General features: G+C 69.7%; 14 protein-coding genes and 1 pseudogene. 8 read left to right on the top strand and 7 right to left on the bottom strand.

Going from position 1 to position 16,479, the window contains the following annotated elements:
* Nucleotides 1-3: 3 nt before the first annotated feature.
* The 3 genes from KCI33_RS11175 to KCI33_RS11165 form a co-directional block, all read right to left on the bottom strand.
* Nucleotides 4-684 (bottom strand): fumarylacetoacetate hydrolase family protein, encoded by a 681-nt coding sequence (locus KCI33_RS11175; protein ID WP_212524873.1) that lies wholly within the window; start codon nt 682-684, stop codon nt 4-6.
* 16 nt (nt 685-700) lie between these two features.
* On the bottom strand, nt 701-2,155 hold the full coding sequence (locus KCI33_RS11170) for a serine hydrolase (protein WP_349252205.1): 1,455 nt from the start codon (nt 2,153-2,155) through the stop codon (nt 701-703).
* A gap of 217 nt (nt 2,156-2,372) precedes the next feature.
* Nucleotides 2,373-3,074, bottom strand: a complete 702-nt coding sequence (locus KCI33_RS11165; RefSeq protein WP_212524872.1) for an HAD family hydrolase — start codon at nt 3,072-3,074, stop codon at nt 2,373-2,375.
* Nucleotides 3,075-3,202: 128 nt separating this feature from the next.
* On the opposite strand from KCI33_RS11165, the gene clpS reads away from it, so the two are divergent.
* From clpS to KCI33_RS11150, 3 genes are read left to right on the top strand one after another with little or no spacing between them, the layout of a single operon-like run.
* Complete coding sequence (gene clpS, locus KCI33_RS11160) at nt 3,203-3,526, top strand: ATP-dependent Clp protease adapter ClpS (RefSeq protein ID WP_212524992.1); 324 nt, start codon at nt 3,203-3,205, stop codon at nt 3,524-3,526.
* 16 nt (nt 3,527-3,542) lie between these two features.
* A complete protein-coding gene (locus KCI33_RS11155) occupies nt 3,543-4,547 on the top strand; it encodes a methyltransferase (protein ID WP_212524871.1) in 1,005 nt (334 codons plus the stop codon).
* Nucleotides 4,548-4,588: 41 nt separating this feature from the next.
* Nucleotides 4,589-5,398, top strand: a complete 810-nt coding sequence (locus tag KCI33_RS11150) for an SDR family oxidoreductase (protein WP_212524870.1) — start codon at nt 4,589-4,591, stop codon at nt 5,396-5,398.
* Nucleotides 5,399-5,402: 4 nt separating this feature from the next.
* Here KCI33_RS11150 and KCI33_RS11145 read toward each other — a convergent pair whose 3' ends face one another.
* Nucleotides 5,403-5,795 carry a hypothetical protein gene (locus tag KCI33_RS11145; protein ID WP_212524869.1) on the bottom strand — a complete coding sequence of 131 codons (393 nt, stop codon included), beginning with the start codon at nt 5,793-5,795 and terminating at the stop codon, nt 5,403-5,405.
* A 125-nt stretch (nt 5,796-5,920) separates the two neighbouring features.
* Here KCI33_RS11145 and hemF point away from each other — a divergent pair, with 125 nt between their 5' ends.
* A complete protein-coding gene (gene hemF, locus KCI33_RS11140; RefSeq protein WP_212524868.1) occupies nt 5,921-6,811 on the top strand; it encodes an oxygen-dependent coproporphyrinogen oxidase in 891 nt (296 codons plus the stop codon).
* A gap of 109 nt (nt 6,812-6,920) precedes the next feature.
* Here the strand turns inward: hemF and hemE are convergent, their stop codons facing one another.
* Entirely contained in the window at nt 6,921-7,952 is a 1,032-nt protein-coding gene (gene hemE, locus KCI33_RS11135) for a uroporphyrinogen decarboxylase (protein ID WP_212524867.1), read from the bottom strand.
* A 102-nt stretch (nt 7,953-8,054) separates the two neighbouring features.
* Between hemE and hemC the strand changes: the two genes are divergently transcribed.
* A complete protein-coding gene (hemC, locus tag KCI33_RS11130) occupies nt 8,055-9,017 on the top strand; it encodes a hydroxymethylbilane synthase (RefSeq protein WP_212524866.1) in 963 nt (320 codons plus the stop codon).
* A 6-nt stretch (nt 9,018-9,023) separates the two neighbouring features.
* On the opposite strand, the gene KCI33_RS11125 is transcribed toward hemC, so the two are convergent.
* Entirely contained in the window at nt 9,024-10,430 is a 1,407-nt protein-coding gene (locus tag KCI33_RS11125; protein ID WP_212524865.1) for an FAD-binding oxidoreductase, read from the bottom strand.
* 104 nt (nt 10,431-10,534) lie between these two features.
* Between KCI33_RS11125 and KCI33_RS11120 the strand changes: the two are divergent.
* A pseudogene (locus KCI33_RS11120) lies at nt 10,535-12,570 on the top strand (FAD-dependent oxidoreductase).
* Here the strand turns inward: KCI33_RS11120 and KCI33_RS11115 are convergent.
* Complete coding sequence (locus KCI33_RS11115) at nt 12,571-13,296, bottom strand: arylesterase (protein ID WP_349252204.1); 726 nt, start codon at nt 13,294-13,296, stop codon at nt 12,571-12,573.
* Here KCI33_RS11115 and KCI33_RS11110 point away from each other — a divergent pair.
* Both KCI33_RS11110 and KCI33_RS11105 read left to right on the top strand, forming a co-directional pair.
* On the top strand, nt 13,262-13,957 hold the full coding sequence (locus KCI33_RS11110) for an ATP-binding cassette domain-containing protein (protein ID WP_212524863.1): 696 nt from the start codon (nt 13,262-13,264) through the stop codon (nt 13,955-13,957). The two genes, KCI33_RS11115 and KCI33_RS11110, sit on opposite strands and share 35 nt — an antisense overlap.
* Nucleotides 13,954-16,476 (top strand): FtsX-like permease family protein, encoded by a 2,523-nt coding sequence (locus tag KCI33_RS11105; RefSeq protein WP_212524862.1) that lies wholly within the window; start codon nt 13,954-13,956, stop codon nt 16,474-16,476. The genes KCI33_RS11110 and KCI33_RS11105 overlap by 4 nt, the downstream gene beginning before the upstream one ends.
* Nucleotides 16,477-16,479 lie beyond the last annotated feature (3 nt).

The raw sequence follows: 16,479 nt of genomic DNA, 5'->3' as shown, positions 1-16,479 counted from the left end.
GGCTCAGGCGAACTCGGTGGTGACGGCGCCGAGGCCCTCGATCTCCACCGTGCAGCGGTCGCCGCGCGACAGCGCGCCGACGCCGGCCGGCGTGCCGGTATAGATCAGGTCGCCCGGCGCCAGCGCCACGAGCCCGGAGAGATGGGCGATCACGTCGGCCACCGGCCAGATCATCTCGGAGAGGTCGCCGTCCTGGCGCAGCTCTCCGTTGACGCGGGCGGTGATCCTGCCCGTCGCCGGGTGACCGACGCGGGACACCGGGTGGAGCGGGCCGCAGATGGCCGAGTTGTCGAAGGCCTTGGCCATGTCCCAGGGCCGGCGCATGGATTTCGCCTGCGCCTGCAGGTCGCGCCGCGTCAGGTCGTTGCCGGCGGCATAGCCCCAGACATGGTCGAGTGCGTCGCCCGGCGCGATGTCCTGACCGCCGCGGCCGATGGCGACGACCAACTCGGCCTCGTGGTGCAGGTCCGAGGTGGCCGGCGGAAAGGGGATGCGCGCGTCGCCGGCGACCAGCGCATCGGCGGGCTTGGTGAAGAAGAACGGCGGCTCGCGCGTGTCGTTGCCCATCTCGCGGATGTGCTCGGCGTAGTTGCGCCCGACGCAGAAGATGCGCCGGACCGGGAATTGCGCGGTCTCGCCCGCGACGGGCAGGGCAGGCTGTGCGGGGGCGGGGATCACATACATGGTCAGGCCTCGGGGGTCAGGATTTCGGACCGAAGGTGGAGCAGGTGGCGCCGCGCGCCTCCAGCCTGCGGCAGGCCAGCGCGGCTTGGTCCTCGGTCATGCCGACGAAATTTGCCTCGAAGCCGCGGCTGTTCTGGACGACCTTGCGCAAGGCGCTGTCCAGCGCGCCAAGCTCCTGCAGGGCGGTGGAGAGCAGCACGCGCTCGGCCTGGTGGCGGGTGGTGAACCGACCGACGTTGATCCCCCAGTGACGGCCGCCGGACGAGGACATGCGCGTGACCACCTCAAGCTCGGGCGGCTGCGGCGTGGCCGTGTCCGCATCGGAGAGAGAGGCGAGTTGCAGTTCGGCCGGGCGGGCGGGCGGCGGGGCGATCCCGGCCTCGGCGATCTCGGCTTTCGCGACTTCGGCTTCGGGCAACTCGGGGCGCGGCGGCGGGGTGACGCTGGCGGTCACGGCGGGGCCGGTGTCGGCTTCGGTCACGGCCGGCGCGGTGTTGGCCTCGGTGACGGCCTGCCGGATGTCGTCCTGCATGGCCACCAGCAGTTCCTGCGGGGGCTGCGCGACCGGCCGCATAAGGGGGCGGGGTGAGGTTTCGACCGCGCGCACCAGCCGGATGGTCTTTTCCTCCTCCACCGTGCCGCCGCCGCCGCCGACATAGACCGGGCGCTCGGGCTTGCGCAGCGCCACGCGGCTGGGCGCGCGCTGGAAGCCGAGGTCCAGCAGCTCGGCCACCTTGGCGTTGCGGGTGGCCGAGGAGCGGCCGCCGAAGACGGTTGCGATGATGCGCTCTCCGCCGCGCTCGGCCGAGGCGACGAGGTTGAAGCCGGCGGCGCGGGTGTAGCCGGTCTTGATCCCGTCGGCCCCGCGATAGGCGCTGAGCAGGCGGCGGTTGGTGTTGGCCACCTCGCGTCCCCCGGCATCGGTCGAGAGCCGCGAGAACAGATTGTAGTAGTCGGGATAGTCGTAGAACAGGTGCCGGCCCAGCGTGGTCATGTCGCGCGCGGTCGACAGATGGCCGTCCTCGGTCAGGCCGTTGGCGTTCCTGAAGGTGGTCCGGCTCATGCCGAGGGCCTGGGCGGTGCGGTTCATGCGCCGCGCGAAGGCCGCCTCGCTGCCCTCGATCGCCTCGCCGATGGCGGTGGCCGCGTCATTGGCCGATTTCACCGCCGCGGCCCGGATCAGGTAGCGCAGGGCGATGCGCTGACCCGGTTTCAGCCCCAGTTTCGAGGGCGGCTCGGAGGCCGCGTTCTTGGAAATCCGCACCATCGTGTCGAGCGAGATCTCGCCATTCTCGACCGCCTCGAAAGCGATGTAGAGCGTCATCATCTTGGTCAGAGAGGCCGGGTGCAGCCGGGTGTCGGCATTGCGCGAATGCAGCACCTCGCCGGTGCGCGCGTCGATCACCATCGCCGCGTAAGGGGCAGCCTGCGCCCCGGTCAGGGAAAGCGCGACCGCCAGAGCGGTGACCACGATAAATAGCCCGTTTCGGACGTACTGCCCCAAGTTGTGCACGTCACTTGCCTTTTTCTGCCTCGTGCCGCCGGATTTTCCGATCAGCTTATTATGGTTTATATCAGCCTAACACAGCATATGCGCTGAGAAAATACCTTTGTTTCAAAGTGTTTTTGGTCCCAGTTGAAGTGGCTAACCCACATCTTGGGGCGATTGGCGGGCGTGCTACCGGATGTCAGTCCAGGCTGGCCACCAGGGCGGGCAACGTGCCCAGATCACTCAACTCGTGATAACGTTCGTGGTCCTGGGGCGGCTCGGCCCGTTCCAGTTCCCATGTCAGCCCGTGCGGCACATAGACCCCCCAGGCGCCCGCCTCGATCGCCGGAATCACGTCCGAGCGCAGCGAGTTGCCCACCATCAGCGCCCGGCCCGGGCCGTCGCCGTGGCGGGTGAAGACCTCTTGGTAGACGGCGGGCGTCTTGTTCGAGACGATCTCGACCCCGTCGAACAGATCGCCCAGCCCCGATTGCGCCAGCTTGCGCTCCTGGTCCAGCAGGTCACCCTTTGTGATCAGCAAAATGCGGTAATCGGCGGCCAGTTCCTCGACCGTCTCGCGGGCGTGGGGCAGCAGGTGGATCGGGTGGCGCAGCATATCCTGGCCGGCGTGCAGCAGCCCCTGGATCACGCTGGCGGGCACGCGTTCGTCGGTGACTTCGATCGCGGTCTCGATCATCGACAGAACGAAGCCCTTCACGCCGAAGCCGTAATGCCCGAGATTGCGTTTCTCGGCAGCCAGCAGGCGCTCCATCAGGTGATCGGGCGGGGCGAAATCGGACAGCAGCTCGGCGAATCGCTCCTGCGTCATGCGAAAGAACTGCTCATTCTGCCAGAGCGTGTCGTCGGCATCGAACCCGATTGTCGTTGGTGCCTGCGCCATTTTTCCCGCATTCCCGGCCGCTGGTCGCCGCCCCCTTTTCACGGACGGCCCGCCGCTTATATAAACGGGTCCAGGCCGATACCATCAGGAATTCTTGGAGCGCGCGCGTGCTGACCCACACCCATGTCATGATGTCCGACAAGAAGGACAAGGGCGATGAGGAGACCGGCGTCATCACCAAGGCGCGGCCGAAGACGGCGCGACCGCCGCTTTACAAGGTGCTGCTGCTGAACGATGACTACACGCCGATGGAGTTCGTCGTGCATGTGCTGGAGCGGTTTTTCGGCATGAGCCACGCGCAGGCCTTCGAGATCATGCTGACCGTGCACAAGAAGGGGGTGGCCGTTGTCGGCGTCTTCTCCTTCGAGGTGGCCGAGACCAAGGTCGCGCAGGTGATGGATTTCTCGCGCCGCCACCAGCACCCGCTGCAATGCACCATGGAAAAGGAGTAGGGCCCGCCGCCCGCCCATGCGCCACGCCCGCTTGACCCTTGCGCTGGATGCCGGCGCCATCGCGCTGCCCGAGACGGGCCGCATCGTCGTGTTCGCCCCTACCGCGGAGGCCGACCTTTCGGCGCTGCCCGCCGAGCGGGTGCAGATCGTCCAGGGCTTCAAGCCCGATCACGACGCCTGGGCCGCGCGCGGCTATGACGTTCGGGTCGCCCCCGAGGGCGATTTCGCGGCGGCCGTGGTCTTCGTGCCGCGCGCCAAGGACAAGGCCCGCGCCTTGCTGACCGAGGCGGTGGCCCTGGTGCAGGGTGGGCCGGTGATCGTCGACGGCGCCAGGACCGACGGCATCGACAGCCTGCTGAAGGATTGCCGCAAACGCGCCGAGGTCGGCGCGCCGCTGTCCAAGGCGCATGGCAAGATCTTCGCGCTGACCGCAGCGCCCGCCGCCTTCGCCGATTGGGCCGGCGCGCCGAAGACCCTGCCCGAGGGTTTCCGCACCCGCCCCGGCGTGTTCTCGGCCGACGCGGTCGATCGCGGCTCGGCCCTGCTGGCCGACGCCCTGCCGGCCAAGCTGAAGGGCCGGGTGGCGGATCTCGGCGCGGGCTGGGGCTATCTAGCCGTGCGCGCGCTGGCCGATCACCCAGGCATCTCCGAGCTGCATCTGGTCGAGGCGGATTTCGACGCGTTGGCCTGCGCCCGCGAGAATGTCGCCGACCCGCGCGCGCGCTTCCACTGGGCCGATGCAACGGCTTTCGCTCAGGGCGCGCCTTTCGATGTCGTGATCACCAACCCGCCGTTCCACACCGGCCGCGCCGCCGATCCGGGGCTGGGGCGGGCCTTTCTGGTGAATGCGGCACGCATTCTCGGCCGGTCGGGCATCCTCTATGCCGTGGCCAACCGCCACCTGCCCTATGAGCGCATCCTCGGAGAGCTGTTCCACGAGGTCGTGGAAATCGGCGGCGACAGTGGCTTCAAGGTGATCCGCGCGGCCAAGCCCAAGGCGCTGCCTCGCGGGCGGGGCTGAAACCGCCTAGAGTGCGGGACAAGAATCAGGGAGAGGGATCCATGAGTTTCTCGATCGCGGGCAAGACCGCCATCGTCACCGGGGCGGCCAACGGCGTGGGGCTGGCCATCGCCCGCCACTTCGCCGAGCAGGACGCCAATGTCATGTTTGCCGACATGGACGAAGAGGGCCTGAAGGATCAACTCGGCAAGGATTCCGAGCGGGAAGGCAATATCCGCTACTACGCCGGCGACCTGCGCGAGCGGCTGACCCAGGCCAACCTGCTGTCGGCCACCATCGACGCGTTCGAGCGGGTGGACATCCTGGTCAATGCCAGCCGGCAGATGATCCCCTCCGATCCGCTGAACCCGGACGACGACGCGGTGGAGCAGCTGTTGCAGCAGAACCTGATGACCGGCCTGCGGCTGAGCCAGCTCGTCGCCAAGCGCTTCATCAAGCAGGGCGAGGAGGAAGGCCAGGAGGAGGGCAGCCTCGGCGCCATCGTCAACCTGTCCTCGATCGCGGCGCGGCGCACCCATCCCGAGCTTCTGGGATATTCGGTCAGCACCGCGGCGCTGGACCAGATGACCCGCTCGCTGGCGGTGGCGCTTGCGCCGCACCGCATTCGGGTGAACGCGGTGGCCTTCGGCTCGGTGATGAGCGCGAGCCTGAAAAGCACGCTCAAGGAACATTCCGAGTTCCGCGCCGACATCAGGGATCACACCCCTCTGGCGCGCATCGCACGCCCCGAAGAGGTGGCCGAGGCGGTGCAGTTCCTGGCCTCCGAGGGGTCCTCCTTCATGACCGGACAGATCATGACCGTCGATGGCGGGCGCACGCTGCTCGACCCGGTGACGGCGCCCGCGCATTAGCCTTCTAGCCTTCGGGAAACTGGTCCCGGCAGGCGGCCAGCGCGCGCGCCGCGCGCTGCGCGGCCTCGGGGCGCTTTGCCTTCAGCGAGGCCAGCTTGGCGCGCTCGGCCTTCAGGTCGATGGCGACGGGGCGCTCGGTGACGACGGTTTCGGTGGTGTTGCAGAAAACCATGCCGAAGCGTTCGCGCCGGTAGGGGTGGCCGGCGTAGCAGAAGGTCAGCCGCGGCCGGGTCGTGGTCTCGCGCTCCAGCCGGTAGCCGCGGGCGATGTTCTGTTCGGTCTCCACGATCAGCGCGTCGATGATCCGAAGATCCTGCGTCGCCGCGCTTTCGCATTGCTGGCGCGGCGTGGCGCAGGCGGCCAGCGGCAGCACAAGAAGCAGGATCAGGCGGCGCATGGGCGGGGTCCTCCTCGGGGCGCGGGTCCCTCCCAGATATACGCCCGCGCACCTCGATCACAAAGCGCGCTGGCGAGGTTTCGCCAAACCTGCTAGGCCACCGCCCAAGACCGAAGGAGACCCGCATGACCGACCCGTTCGATGACCGCAAGGCCCGCGCAAGCGCCTGGTTCCGGCAGCTGCGCGACGATATCGTCGCCGCCTTCGAGGCGCTGGAGGACAGCCAGGCCGAGGGGCCGTTTGCCGACCGCCCCGCCGGCCGTTTCGAGGTGACAGAGACGAAACGCAGCTCCGAGGACGGCTCGGACGCGGGCGGCGGTCTGATGAGCGTGATGCGCGGCGGCCGGGTGTTCGAGAAGGTGGGGGTCAATGTCTCCACCGTCTACGGAAAGCTGGGCGAGCGCGCGCAGAAGGCGATGGCCGCGCGCGGCAAGCCGGGGATGGAGAGCGACCCGCGGTTCTGGGCCTCGGGCATCTCGCTGGTGGCGCATATGCAGAACCCGCACACGCCGGCGGTGCACATGAACACCCGGATGTTCTGGACGCCCGGCGCCTGGTGGTTCGGCGGCGGCTCTGACCTGAACCCCTGCATCGAATATGACGAGGACACCGCCCATTTCCACGCCGTGCAGAAGGAATATTGCGACAGGCACGACCCGGCCTATTACCCGCGCTTCAAGGCCTGGGCGGACGAGTATTTCTACGTCCCCCACCGCCACCGCGCGCGGGGCGTGGGGGGTATCTTCCTCGACGATCACAACACCGGCGACTGGGAGGCGGATTTCGCCTTCATTCAGGACGTCGGCCGCGCCTTCCTGCCGGCCTTCGTGCCGATCACGGAGCGGCGGCGCAACACCCCCTGGACCGAGGCGGACAAGGACGCCCAGCTGATCCACCGCGGGCTCTATGCCGAATACAACCTGGTCTATGACCGGGGCACCAAGTTCGGGCTGGAGACCGGCCACGACGCCAATGCGGTGCTGATGAGCCTGCCGCCGATGGCCAAGTGGGTCTGATCCGCCGGTAACAGGAGCGCCTTGCGGCGCGCTGCCATCGTTTGCGCCGCGCGAATGCGCGGCGCGGTGCCTCCGGCGGGAGTATTTCCGCCAAGAAGAAGGGGACGGGTCAGCCCCGGATCGTGTCCAGCATGAGCTGCACGTTGTCGGGATCGGCGTCCGGCGTGATGCCGTGGCCGAGGTTGAAGATATGCGGGCCCTTGGAGAAAGCGCGGACGATGCGGCGGGTCTCGTCGATCAGGTCCTGGCCGCCGGTGACCATGTGCCGCGGGTCGAGATTGCCCTGCACGCAGCCGTCCACCTGCACATGTTCCGCCGCCCATTCGGCGGGAACCGAATTGTCGAGAGCGACGCAATCGGCGCCGGTCGCCCTGGCGAAGCCCACATATTTCTCTCCCGCGCCGCGAGGGAAGGCGATGACCGGGATGCCCGGGTGACGCTCTTTCAGCGCGGCGATGATCTGTTTGGCAGGTTCCATCGCGTAGCGGTCGAAATCCGCGCCCTTGAGCGATCCGGCCCAGCTGTCGAAGAGCTTCACAACCTCGGCGCCGGCCTCGATCTGTTTCGAAAGGTATTCGACGGTGCCCTCGGTGATGCGCGCCAGCAGCGCCTCGAAGGTGGCGCGGTCGGCCTCTTTCAGCGCATGCGCGGGGCCCTGGTCGGGGGTGCCGCGGCCGGCGATCATGTAGGTGGCCACCGTCCAGGGCGCGCCGGCGAAGCCGATCAGCGCGGTCTCGGAGGGCAGTTCGCGCGACAGGATGCCGACGGTTTCGTAGACCGGGGCGAGGGTCTCGTGGATCGCGTCGACGGGTTTCAGCGCCCTCAACTCGTCGGGCGTGGTGATGGTCGAGAGGCGCGGGCCCTCGCCCGCGGCGAACCACAGATCGGCCCCCAGCGCCTGCGGCAGCAGCAGGATGTCGGCAAACAGGATCGCCGCGTCGAAGCCGTAGCGGCGGATCGGTTGCAGCGTGACCTCGGCCGCCAGTTCGGGGGTGTAGCACAGCGACAGGAAATCGCCGGCCTTGGCGCGGGTGGCGCGGTATTCGGGCAGGTAGCGGCCCGCCTGGCGCATCATCCACACCGGCGGCACGGCCTGGGTCTCGCCTGCCAACGCGCGCATCAGTTTCTTGGTCTCGGCCATTTTCGTCCCCCTTTGGTCGCCCCCGTGTCGTCGCCGGGTTGCGACCCGGTGTCAAGCATCGGCCGAGTTGTCAGGACGCCGCAGCGGGGATAAAGGGAGGCCATGACAGTGACCCTTCCTTCCCCCGCTTCGCCCCTGAAGATCGGCACCCGCGGCTCGCCGCTGGCGCTGGCGCAGGCCCATGAGACCCGCGACCGGCTGGCCGCCGCCTTCGAGCTGCCGCAGGAGGCCTTCGAGATCGTGGTCATCAAGACCACCGGCGACAACCGCCAGATGATCGACGCGGACCGCCCGCTGAAGGAGATCGGCGGCAAGGGCCTGTTCACCAAGGAGATCGAAGAGGCGATGCTGTCGGGGGGCATCGACATCGCCGTGCATTCGATGAAGGACATGCCGGTGGAGCAGCCCGGCGGCCTGGTGCTGGACTGCTACCTGCCGCGCGAGGATGTGCGCGACGCCTTCGTGTCGCTGTCGGCGGGGCGGCTGGCCGATCTGGAGGAGGGCGCCGTGGTGGGCACCTCCAGCCTGCGGCGCCGCGCGCAGCTGTTGAACCACCGCCCCGACCTGAAGGTGGTGGAGTTCCGCGGCAACGTGCAGACCCGGCTGAAAAAGCTGGAGGACGGGGTGGCCGCGGCCACCTTCCTGGCCATGGCAGGGCTGAACCGGCTGAAGGCGGCGGAGGTGCCGCGCAGCGCGATCGCGCCCGAGGAGATGCTGCCCGCCGTGGCGCAGGGCGCCATCGGGATCGAGCGGCGCGGCGACGACGCGCGCGCGGCGGCGATGCTGGAGGCGATCCATGACCCCGAAACCGGCGAGCGGCTGGCGGCCGAGCGCGCGTTTCTGGCCGAACTCGACGGCTCCTGCGAGACGCCGATCGGCGGGCTGGCGGAGCTGGACGGCGGCACCCTGCGCCTGCGCGGCGAGATCCTGCGCCCCGACGGCTCGGAACGGCTGGCCGATGAGTTGAGCGGCGCCATTGCGGACGGGGCCGAGATGGGCCGGGCGCTTGCCGCGGGGCTGAAGGCCCGCGCGGGCGAGGGCTTCTTCGATTTCATCGGGGGCTGAGGCCCCTCAGGGCAGCAGCTTGCCGGGGTTCATGATCCCCCTGGGGTCGAGCGCCGCCTTGATGCCGCCCATCACCTCCAGCGCGACCGGGTTCTTGCGCCGCCGCATGGTGGCAAGTTTCGACAGGCCGATCCCGTGCTCGGCCGAGAAACTGCCGCCGAGATCGGCCACCACGTCCTCCACCGCCTCGCGGATCGCGTCCTTCAGCGCCTCGTCATCGCGCGAGGGCCAGACGGCGTAATGCAGGTTGCCGTCACCCAGATGGCCCACCGTGATGGTGTCGGCCTGCGGGTCGATCTGCGGCAGGCGGGCCTCCATCCGCTCAACGAATGTCGCCACCTTGTCCAGCGGCAGCGCCACGTCGCTGTCCACGATGGGCAGGCGGGAGAAGGTGATCTCGGCCGCGGCCTCGCGCCGCTCCCACATCTGGGCGCGCTGGGCGTCGGACCGGGCGACCACGGCGTCCAGCAGTGCGCCCTCCTCCATCATGCCGGCCAGCACCTGTTCCAGCAGGTTCACAACCGGCAGGCTGCCATCCTCGGCCGGAATCGCGTCGCGCGGGGCGGTGGCGCCGACCTCGACAAGGATGCTTACCGCGTGGGTCTCGGCGAAGGGCGGGCGCAGGTCGGGGCGGCACTTGGCCAGCCGCGCCATGTAGGTGTCGGGCATGTATTCGAACGCCTCGACCGCGCCGCCGGTTTCCGCCTGCAGGCGGTTGAGCAGGATCAGCGCGTCCGACAGCGCGGGCACGGCCACCATGGCGGTGGCATAGGCGCGCGGTTTGGGAGAGAGCTTCAGCACCGCCGCCGTGATCAGCCCCAGTGTGCCCTCGGCCCCGATGAACAGGTCCTTGAGGTCATAGCCGGTGTTGTCCTTGTGCAGTTCGCTCATCAGTTCCATCACCCGTCCGTCGGGCAGGACCACCTCCAGGCCGAGGCACAGCGCCCGCGTGTTGCCGTAGCGCAGCACGTTCGAGCCGCCAGCATTGGTGGACAGAACCCCCCCGATCATGGCCGATCCGCGCGCGCCGAAGATCAGCGGAAAGATCAGGCCCTGCGCCTCGGCGGCTGCATGCAGGCTGGCCAGCACCACGCCGGCCTCGACGATGGCGATGCGCGCCTCGGGGCGGATCTCGCGGATGCGGTTCATCCTCTCCAGCGAGATCATCAACGCACCCTCGGCGTGCGCGCCGCCGGCGAGGCCCGTATTGCCGGCGACCGGCACGACGGGCGTTCCGGTCTCATTGGCCAGCTTCATCACCGCCGCGGCCTCGTCGCGGTCGGCGGGGCGCAGCACGGCCAGCGGCGTGCTGGTGTATTTTCCCGTCCAGTCGCGGCCATAGCCCTCGGCATCCTTGCCGGTAAGCACATGCGCCTTGCCCAGAATGCCCCGCAGCCGTTCGATGAGGTCCATGCTCTCGTCCCCTTGGTGATCCCGGCCCCTTATCGGGGATGCGCGGTGTGTTGACCAGAGGGGTGCCGCGCCGCACGCTCGGCAGAGGAAAACGGAGGGGATTCATGTCGAACGATCCGCTGTTGCAGCCCTATCGGCTGAAGCATCTGACCCTGAGGAACCGGATCATGTCGACGGCGCATGAGCCCGCCTATTCCGAGGACGGCCTGCCGAAGGAAAGATACCGCCTCTATCACGCCGAAAAGGCCAGGGGGGCATCGCCCTGACCATGACTGCCGGTTCCGCGGTCGTGTCGCCCGACAGCCCGGAGGCGTTTGGCAACCTGCATGCCTATCGCGACGAGATCGTGCCCTGGATGCGGGACCTCGCCGATGCCTGCCATGAACGCGGCGCGGCGGTGATGATCCAGCTGACGCATCTGGGCTGGCGCACGGGGTGGAACAAGGGCGACTGGCTGCCGGTCCTCGCCCCCTCGCCGGTGCGCGAGCCCGCCCACCGCGCCTTTCCCAAGGAGATGGAGGACTGGGACATCGCCCGCATCGTCGCCGATTACGCCGCCGCCGCGCAGCGGATGCAGGCGGCCGGTCTGGATGGGATCGAGTTCGAGGCCTACGGCCACCTGATGGATGCCTTCTGGTCGCCCTACCAGAACCGCCGCGGGGACGAATGGGGCGGCAGCCTCGACAACCGGCTGCGCTTTACCTGGGCGGTCATCGACGCGGTGCGCGCGGCGGTGGGGCCCGATTTCATCGTCGGCATCCGCATGGTCGCGGACGAGGATTTCGACAAGGGGCTGAGCCGCGAAGAGGGGGTGGAGATCGCCCGGCGGATCGCGCGGTCCGGCAAGTTCGATTTCATCAACCTCATCCGGGGCCGCGTGGCCTCGGACGCCGAGCTGATCCGCGTGATCCCGGTTCAGGGCATGGCCAGCGCCCCGCATCTGGATTTCGCGGGCGAGGTGCGGCAGGCCACGGGTTTCCCCGTCTTCCACGCCGCGAAAATCGCGGATGTGGCGACGGCGCGGCACGCGGTGGCCAGCGGCAAGCTGGACATGGTGGGGATGACGCGCGCCCATATCGCCGACCCGCATATCGCGGCCAGGGTCGCGGCGGGGCAGGAGGCGCGCATCCGCCCCTGCGTCGGCGCCACCTATTGCCTCGATCGCATCTACGAGGGGGGCGAGGCGCTGTGCATCCACAACGCGGCCACCGGGCGCGAGGCGAAGATCCCGCATGTGATCCCGCGGGCCGGGGCGCTGAGGCGGGTGGTCGTGGTGGGGGCGGGACCGGCCGGGCTGGAGGCCGCCCGGGTTGCGGCCGAGCGCGGGCACGCCGTGACGGTGTTCGAGGCCGCCGACCGGGCCGGCGGGCAGATCGCCCTGCTGACCGCGAACCCCCGGCGGCGGGAACTGGCCGGGATCGTGGACTGGCGGCTGGCCGAGCTGGACCGGCTGGGTGTCGCGATCCGCTACAACCGCTATGCCGAGGCGGGCGACGTGCTGGCAGAAAAGCCCGATGTCGTGGTCATCGCCACCGGCGGGCTGCCGCAGCCGCCCGAAGTGGAAGGCGACGATCTGACCGTTTCAAGCTGGGATATCCTGTCCGGCGCGGCGAAGCCGGCGGCACGCGTTCTTCTCTATGACGACAATGGCGGCCATCCGGGGATGAGCGCGGCCGAGGTGATCGCGCGCGCGGGCGCTGCACTGGAGCTGGTCAGCCCCGAACGTTTCTTCGCCCCCGAGATGGGGGGCATGAACCACGTCCCCTACATGCGCGCCTTTCACGAGACCGGCGCGCGGGTGACGATCAACACCCGGGTAAGGGCCGTGCGGTGCGAGGGCAACGAACTGGTGGTCAGCCTCGGCTCGGATTTCGCTCAGGAATGGGTCGAGGAGCGGCGTGTTGACCAGGTGGTGGTAGAACACGGCACGCGCCCGCTGGACGCGCTCTATTTCGCGCTGAAACCGCTCAGCCGGAACCTCGGTGCCGTCGATTACCCGGCGCTCATTGGCGACGGCGATCCGTTCCCGGTGCGCAACCCGCAGGGCGGCTTCACCCTCTACCGGATCGGCGACGCGGTCGCCTCGCGCAATATCCACGCAGGGATCTACGACGCGCTGCGCTTCGGGCTGAGGTGGTGATCAGCGGGTGCGCCCGATCAGGTCCAGCACCATCGGTCCCATGTCCTCCACGATCAGCGCCACGCCCGCGTCGTTGGGGTGAATGCCGTCGGGCTGCAAGTATTTCGCCATCGCCCCCGGATCGTCGGAATGGGCGTTCAGAGCATTGAAGAAGCTGGGGTAATAGAGCGCGCCGAATTGCCCGGCCAGTTCCGGGTAGAGGGCGTCGAAGGCGGCCTTGTAGTCCGGCCCGTAATTCCCGGGCGCGTTCAGCCCCACCAGCAGCACCGGGACATCTTTCGCCTGCGCGGCCTCAAGAATGCCCTTGAGGTTGGCGCGCGACACGTCCGGGTCGATCCCGCGCAAAAGGTCGTTGCCGCCCAGCGCCACGATCATCGCCGCCACTCGCGGATCCTCCAGCGTCCAGCCCACGCGCGACAAACCGCCGGCGGTGGTGTCGCCCGAAACGCCCGCGTTGATTACCAGAACGTCCTCGCCCCGCGCGCGCAGCCAATCCTGCAACTGCGGCACGAAGCCGTCCTGCTCGATCAGCCCGTAGCCCTGCGTCAGGCTGTCACCGAGGGCGGCGATGGTGACCGGCCCGGCAAGCGCCGGGGCGGCGGCTATGGTGACGGTGGCCAGCGCCGCCAGCTTGCCCGCGCGCCGCAGGGCCCCATATCGCAGGAGAGACGCCCATGACCGAAGGCCCGAGATGACCGATCCGATCCTGTCGCTGAAAGACGTCACCCTCAACCTGCAGGGCAATGCCGGGCCGGTGGAGATCCTGCACGGCATCACGCTGGTGGTTGGGGCGGGCGAAACGCTGGGGCTGGTGGGGCCTTCGGGGTCGGGCAAGTCCTCTCTCCTCATGCTCATGGGCGGGCTGGAACGTGCCACGTCGGGTTCCGTCCTGGCGCGGGGCCATGACCTGACCGCGATGAACGAGGATCAGCTCGCCCGGTTCCGCCGGCAACATATGGGCGTGGTGTTCCAGTCTTTCCACCTGATTCCCACCATGACCGCGCTGGAAAATGTCGCAACCCCGCTGGAGCTGGCGGGCCACCGCGACGCCTTCGACCGCGCCGCCGATGAACTGCGCGCGGTGGGGCTGACGGCGCGGATGGACCATTACCCGGCCCAGTTGTCGGGGGGCGAGCAGCAGCGCGTGGCGCTGGCGCGCGCCGCCGCGCCCCGGCCCGACATCCTGCTGGCGGATGAGCCGACCGGCAATCTTGACGCCGCCAATGGCGCGGCGATCATGGAGATGCTCTTCGGTCTGCGCGACCGCCACGGCGCGACGCTGGTGCTGGTCACCCACGCGCCCGAACTGGCCGAACGCTGCGACCGCGTCGTGCGGCTGGCCGACGGGCGGATCGAATCGGACCACCGCCGGAGGGCGGCGGAATGAGCCTGCCCGTCGCCGCCCGCATCGCCCGGCGCGAGCTGCGCGGGGGCTTGCGCGGCTTCTACGTCTTTCTCGCCTGCCTCGCACTGGGGGTGGCGGCGATTGCCGCGGTGGGCACGGTGCGGGTCGGCATCCAGCAGGGGCTGCGGGCCGAAGGCGCGGCGTTGCTGGGCGGAGATGCGGCGCTGTCCTTCACCTATCGCCATGCCGACGCGGCCGAGCGCGCCTGGATGGCCGAGAAGGCCGCGCGCGTCTCCGGGATCGTCGATTTCCGCTCCATGGCGGTGGTCGAGCGCGCGGGCCGCGCCGAGCGCGCGCTGACCCAGGTCAAGGGCGTCGATGACGCCTATCCGCTTTACGGCGCGGTCGCGCTGGACCCGCCGATGCCGCTCGGCCGGGCGCTGGAGGGCGACCGCGCGGTCATGGCGCGGGTGCTGGCCGACCGGCTGGGGCTGGCGGTGGGCGACAGCTTCAGGCTCGGCGCCAAGGAATTCACGCTTTCTGCCTTCCTCGAACGCGCCCCGGACGATGCCGGCGGCGGCTTCGGCCTCGGCCCGCCGACGCTGCTGCGCACGGAGGCGCTGGAGGGGGCGGGGCTGCTCGCCCCCGGCACGCTGTTCGAGACCGAATACCGGCTCGCCCTTGCGCCGGGCAGCGACCTCGCCGCGCTGGAGGCGGAGGCCGAGGGACTGTTCCGCGACACCGGCATGCGCTGGCGCGACAGCCGCAACGGCGCGCCGGGCATGACCCGTTTTGTCGATCGGATCGGCGCCTTTCTGGTGCTGGTGGGGTTGGCCGGCCTCGCGGTGGGGGGGATCGGCGTGTCGGCGGCGGTGCGCGCCTATCTCGACGGCAAGACCGAGGTCATCGCCACGCTGAAGACGCTGGGCGCCGAGGGGCGGACGATCCTCTGGGCCTATCTGATCCAGATCGCGGCGCTGGCCCTTCTCGGCATCGTCATCGGGCTCGTTCTCGGTGCGCTGGCGCCGCTGGCGCTGGCCCCGGTGATCGAGGCGAGGCTGCCGCTGCCGGTGCGCTTCGCCCTTTATCCCGTCCAGCTGGCCGAGGCCGCGCTTTACGGCGCGCTGACGGCGCTGCTGTTCACGCTCTGGCCGCTGGCGCGCGCCGGGGAGATTCGCGCAGCCGCCCTGTTCCGCGAGGTTTCAGGCCGTGCCCGCGGCTGGCCGCGCTGGCCGGTCGCCGCGCTGACCGTGGCGCTGGCGGGGGTGCTGATCGGCGCAGCGACATGGCTCTCGGGCGAGCCGCACCTCACCCTCTGGGCCGCGGCCGGCATTGTGATGGCGCTGGGCCTGCTGCTGCTCTCGGCGCTGGCCGCGCGTGCCCTGGCCAGGCGCGGGGCGCGTGCGCGGGCCCTGCGCGGGCGCACCGCGCTGCGGCTGGCGCTGGGCGCGGTCGGCGGGCCGGGGGGCGAGGCGACCTCGGTCGTGCTGTCGCTGGGGCTGGGGCTGTCGGTGCTGGCCGCGGTGGGCCAGATCCAGGCCAATCTCAGCCGGGGCATCGCCGAGGAACTGCCCGCGGTCGCCCCCTCCTATTTCATGGTGGACATCCAGACCGCGCAGCTGCCCGGCTTTCTCTCCCGGCTGGAGAGCGACCCTGGCGTCACCCGGGTCGAGACCGCGCCCATGCTGCGTGGCATCATCACCCGGATCAACGGCGTGCCCGCGCGCGAGGCCGTGGGCGAGCACTGGGTGATCCGCGGCGACCGCGGCGTGACCTATGCCGCCACCCCGCCGGGGAACACGGTGATCACCGCAGGCAAATGGTGGCCCGAGGCGTATTCGGGGCCCCCGCAGATGAGCTTCGCCGCCGAGGAAGCCGAGGAAATGGGGTTGGAGCTCGGCGACAGGGTCACCGTCAACATCCTCGGCCGCGACATCACGGCCGAGATCACCAGCCTCCGCGTGGTCGATTTCTCCACCGCCGGGATCGGCTTCGTCATGGTGCTGGACCCCGCCGCGCTGGCGGGCGCCCCGCATAGCCATATCGCCACCATCTACGCCGAAGAAGCCGCCGAGGCCTCCCTCCTGCGCGATCTGGCGCAGGCCTTTCCCAACATCACCGCCATCCGCGTGCGCGACGCGATCGACCGGGTGTCCGAGGTGCTCTCGGGGCTCGCCGCCGCCATCACCTATGGCGCGGGGGCGACTCTCATCACCGGGCTCTTCGTGCTGATCGGGGCGGCCGCGGCGGGGCAGCGCGCGCGGCTCTTCGAGGCCGCGGTGCTGAAGACGGTGGGCGCGGTGCGCGGTCAGGTGCTGGCCTATCTCGCGCTGAGGTCGGCGCTTCTGGGCGCGGCGGCCGGTCTGGTGGCGATCGTCGCGGGGGGCATCGCCGGCTGGGCGGTGATGGTCTTCGTCATGGACAGCAGCTATCGGTTCGAACCCGCCTCGGCGTTCGCCATCGTCGCGGGCGGCGTGCTGGCAACCCTGCTGGCCGGGCTCGCCTTCGCCTGGCGGCCGCTGGCGGCGCGGCCCGCCCGGGTGCTGCGCGCGCGCGAGTGATGC

Source organism: Actibacterium sp. MT2.3-13A (assembly GCF_018139985.1).
In the GTDB taxonomy this organism is placed as follows: domain Bacteria; phylum Pseudomonadota; class Alphaproteobacteria; order Rhodobacterales; family Rhodobacteraceae; genus JAGSOU01.
The sequence above is the reverse complement of the archived record's forward strand: the minus strand, read 5'-3'. Positions and strand labels throughout refer to the sequence as shown.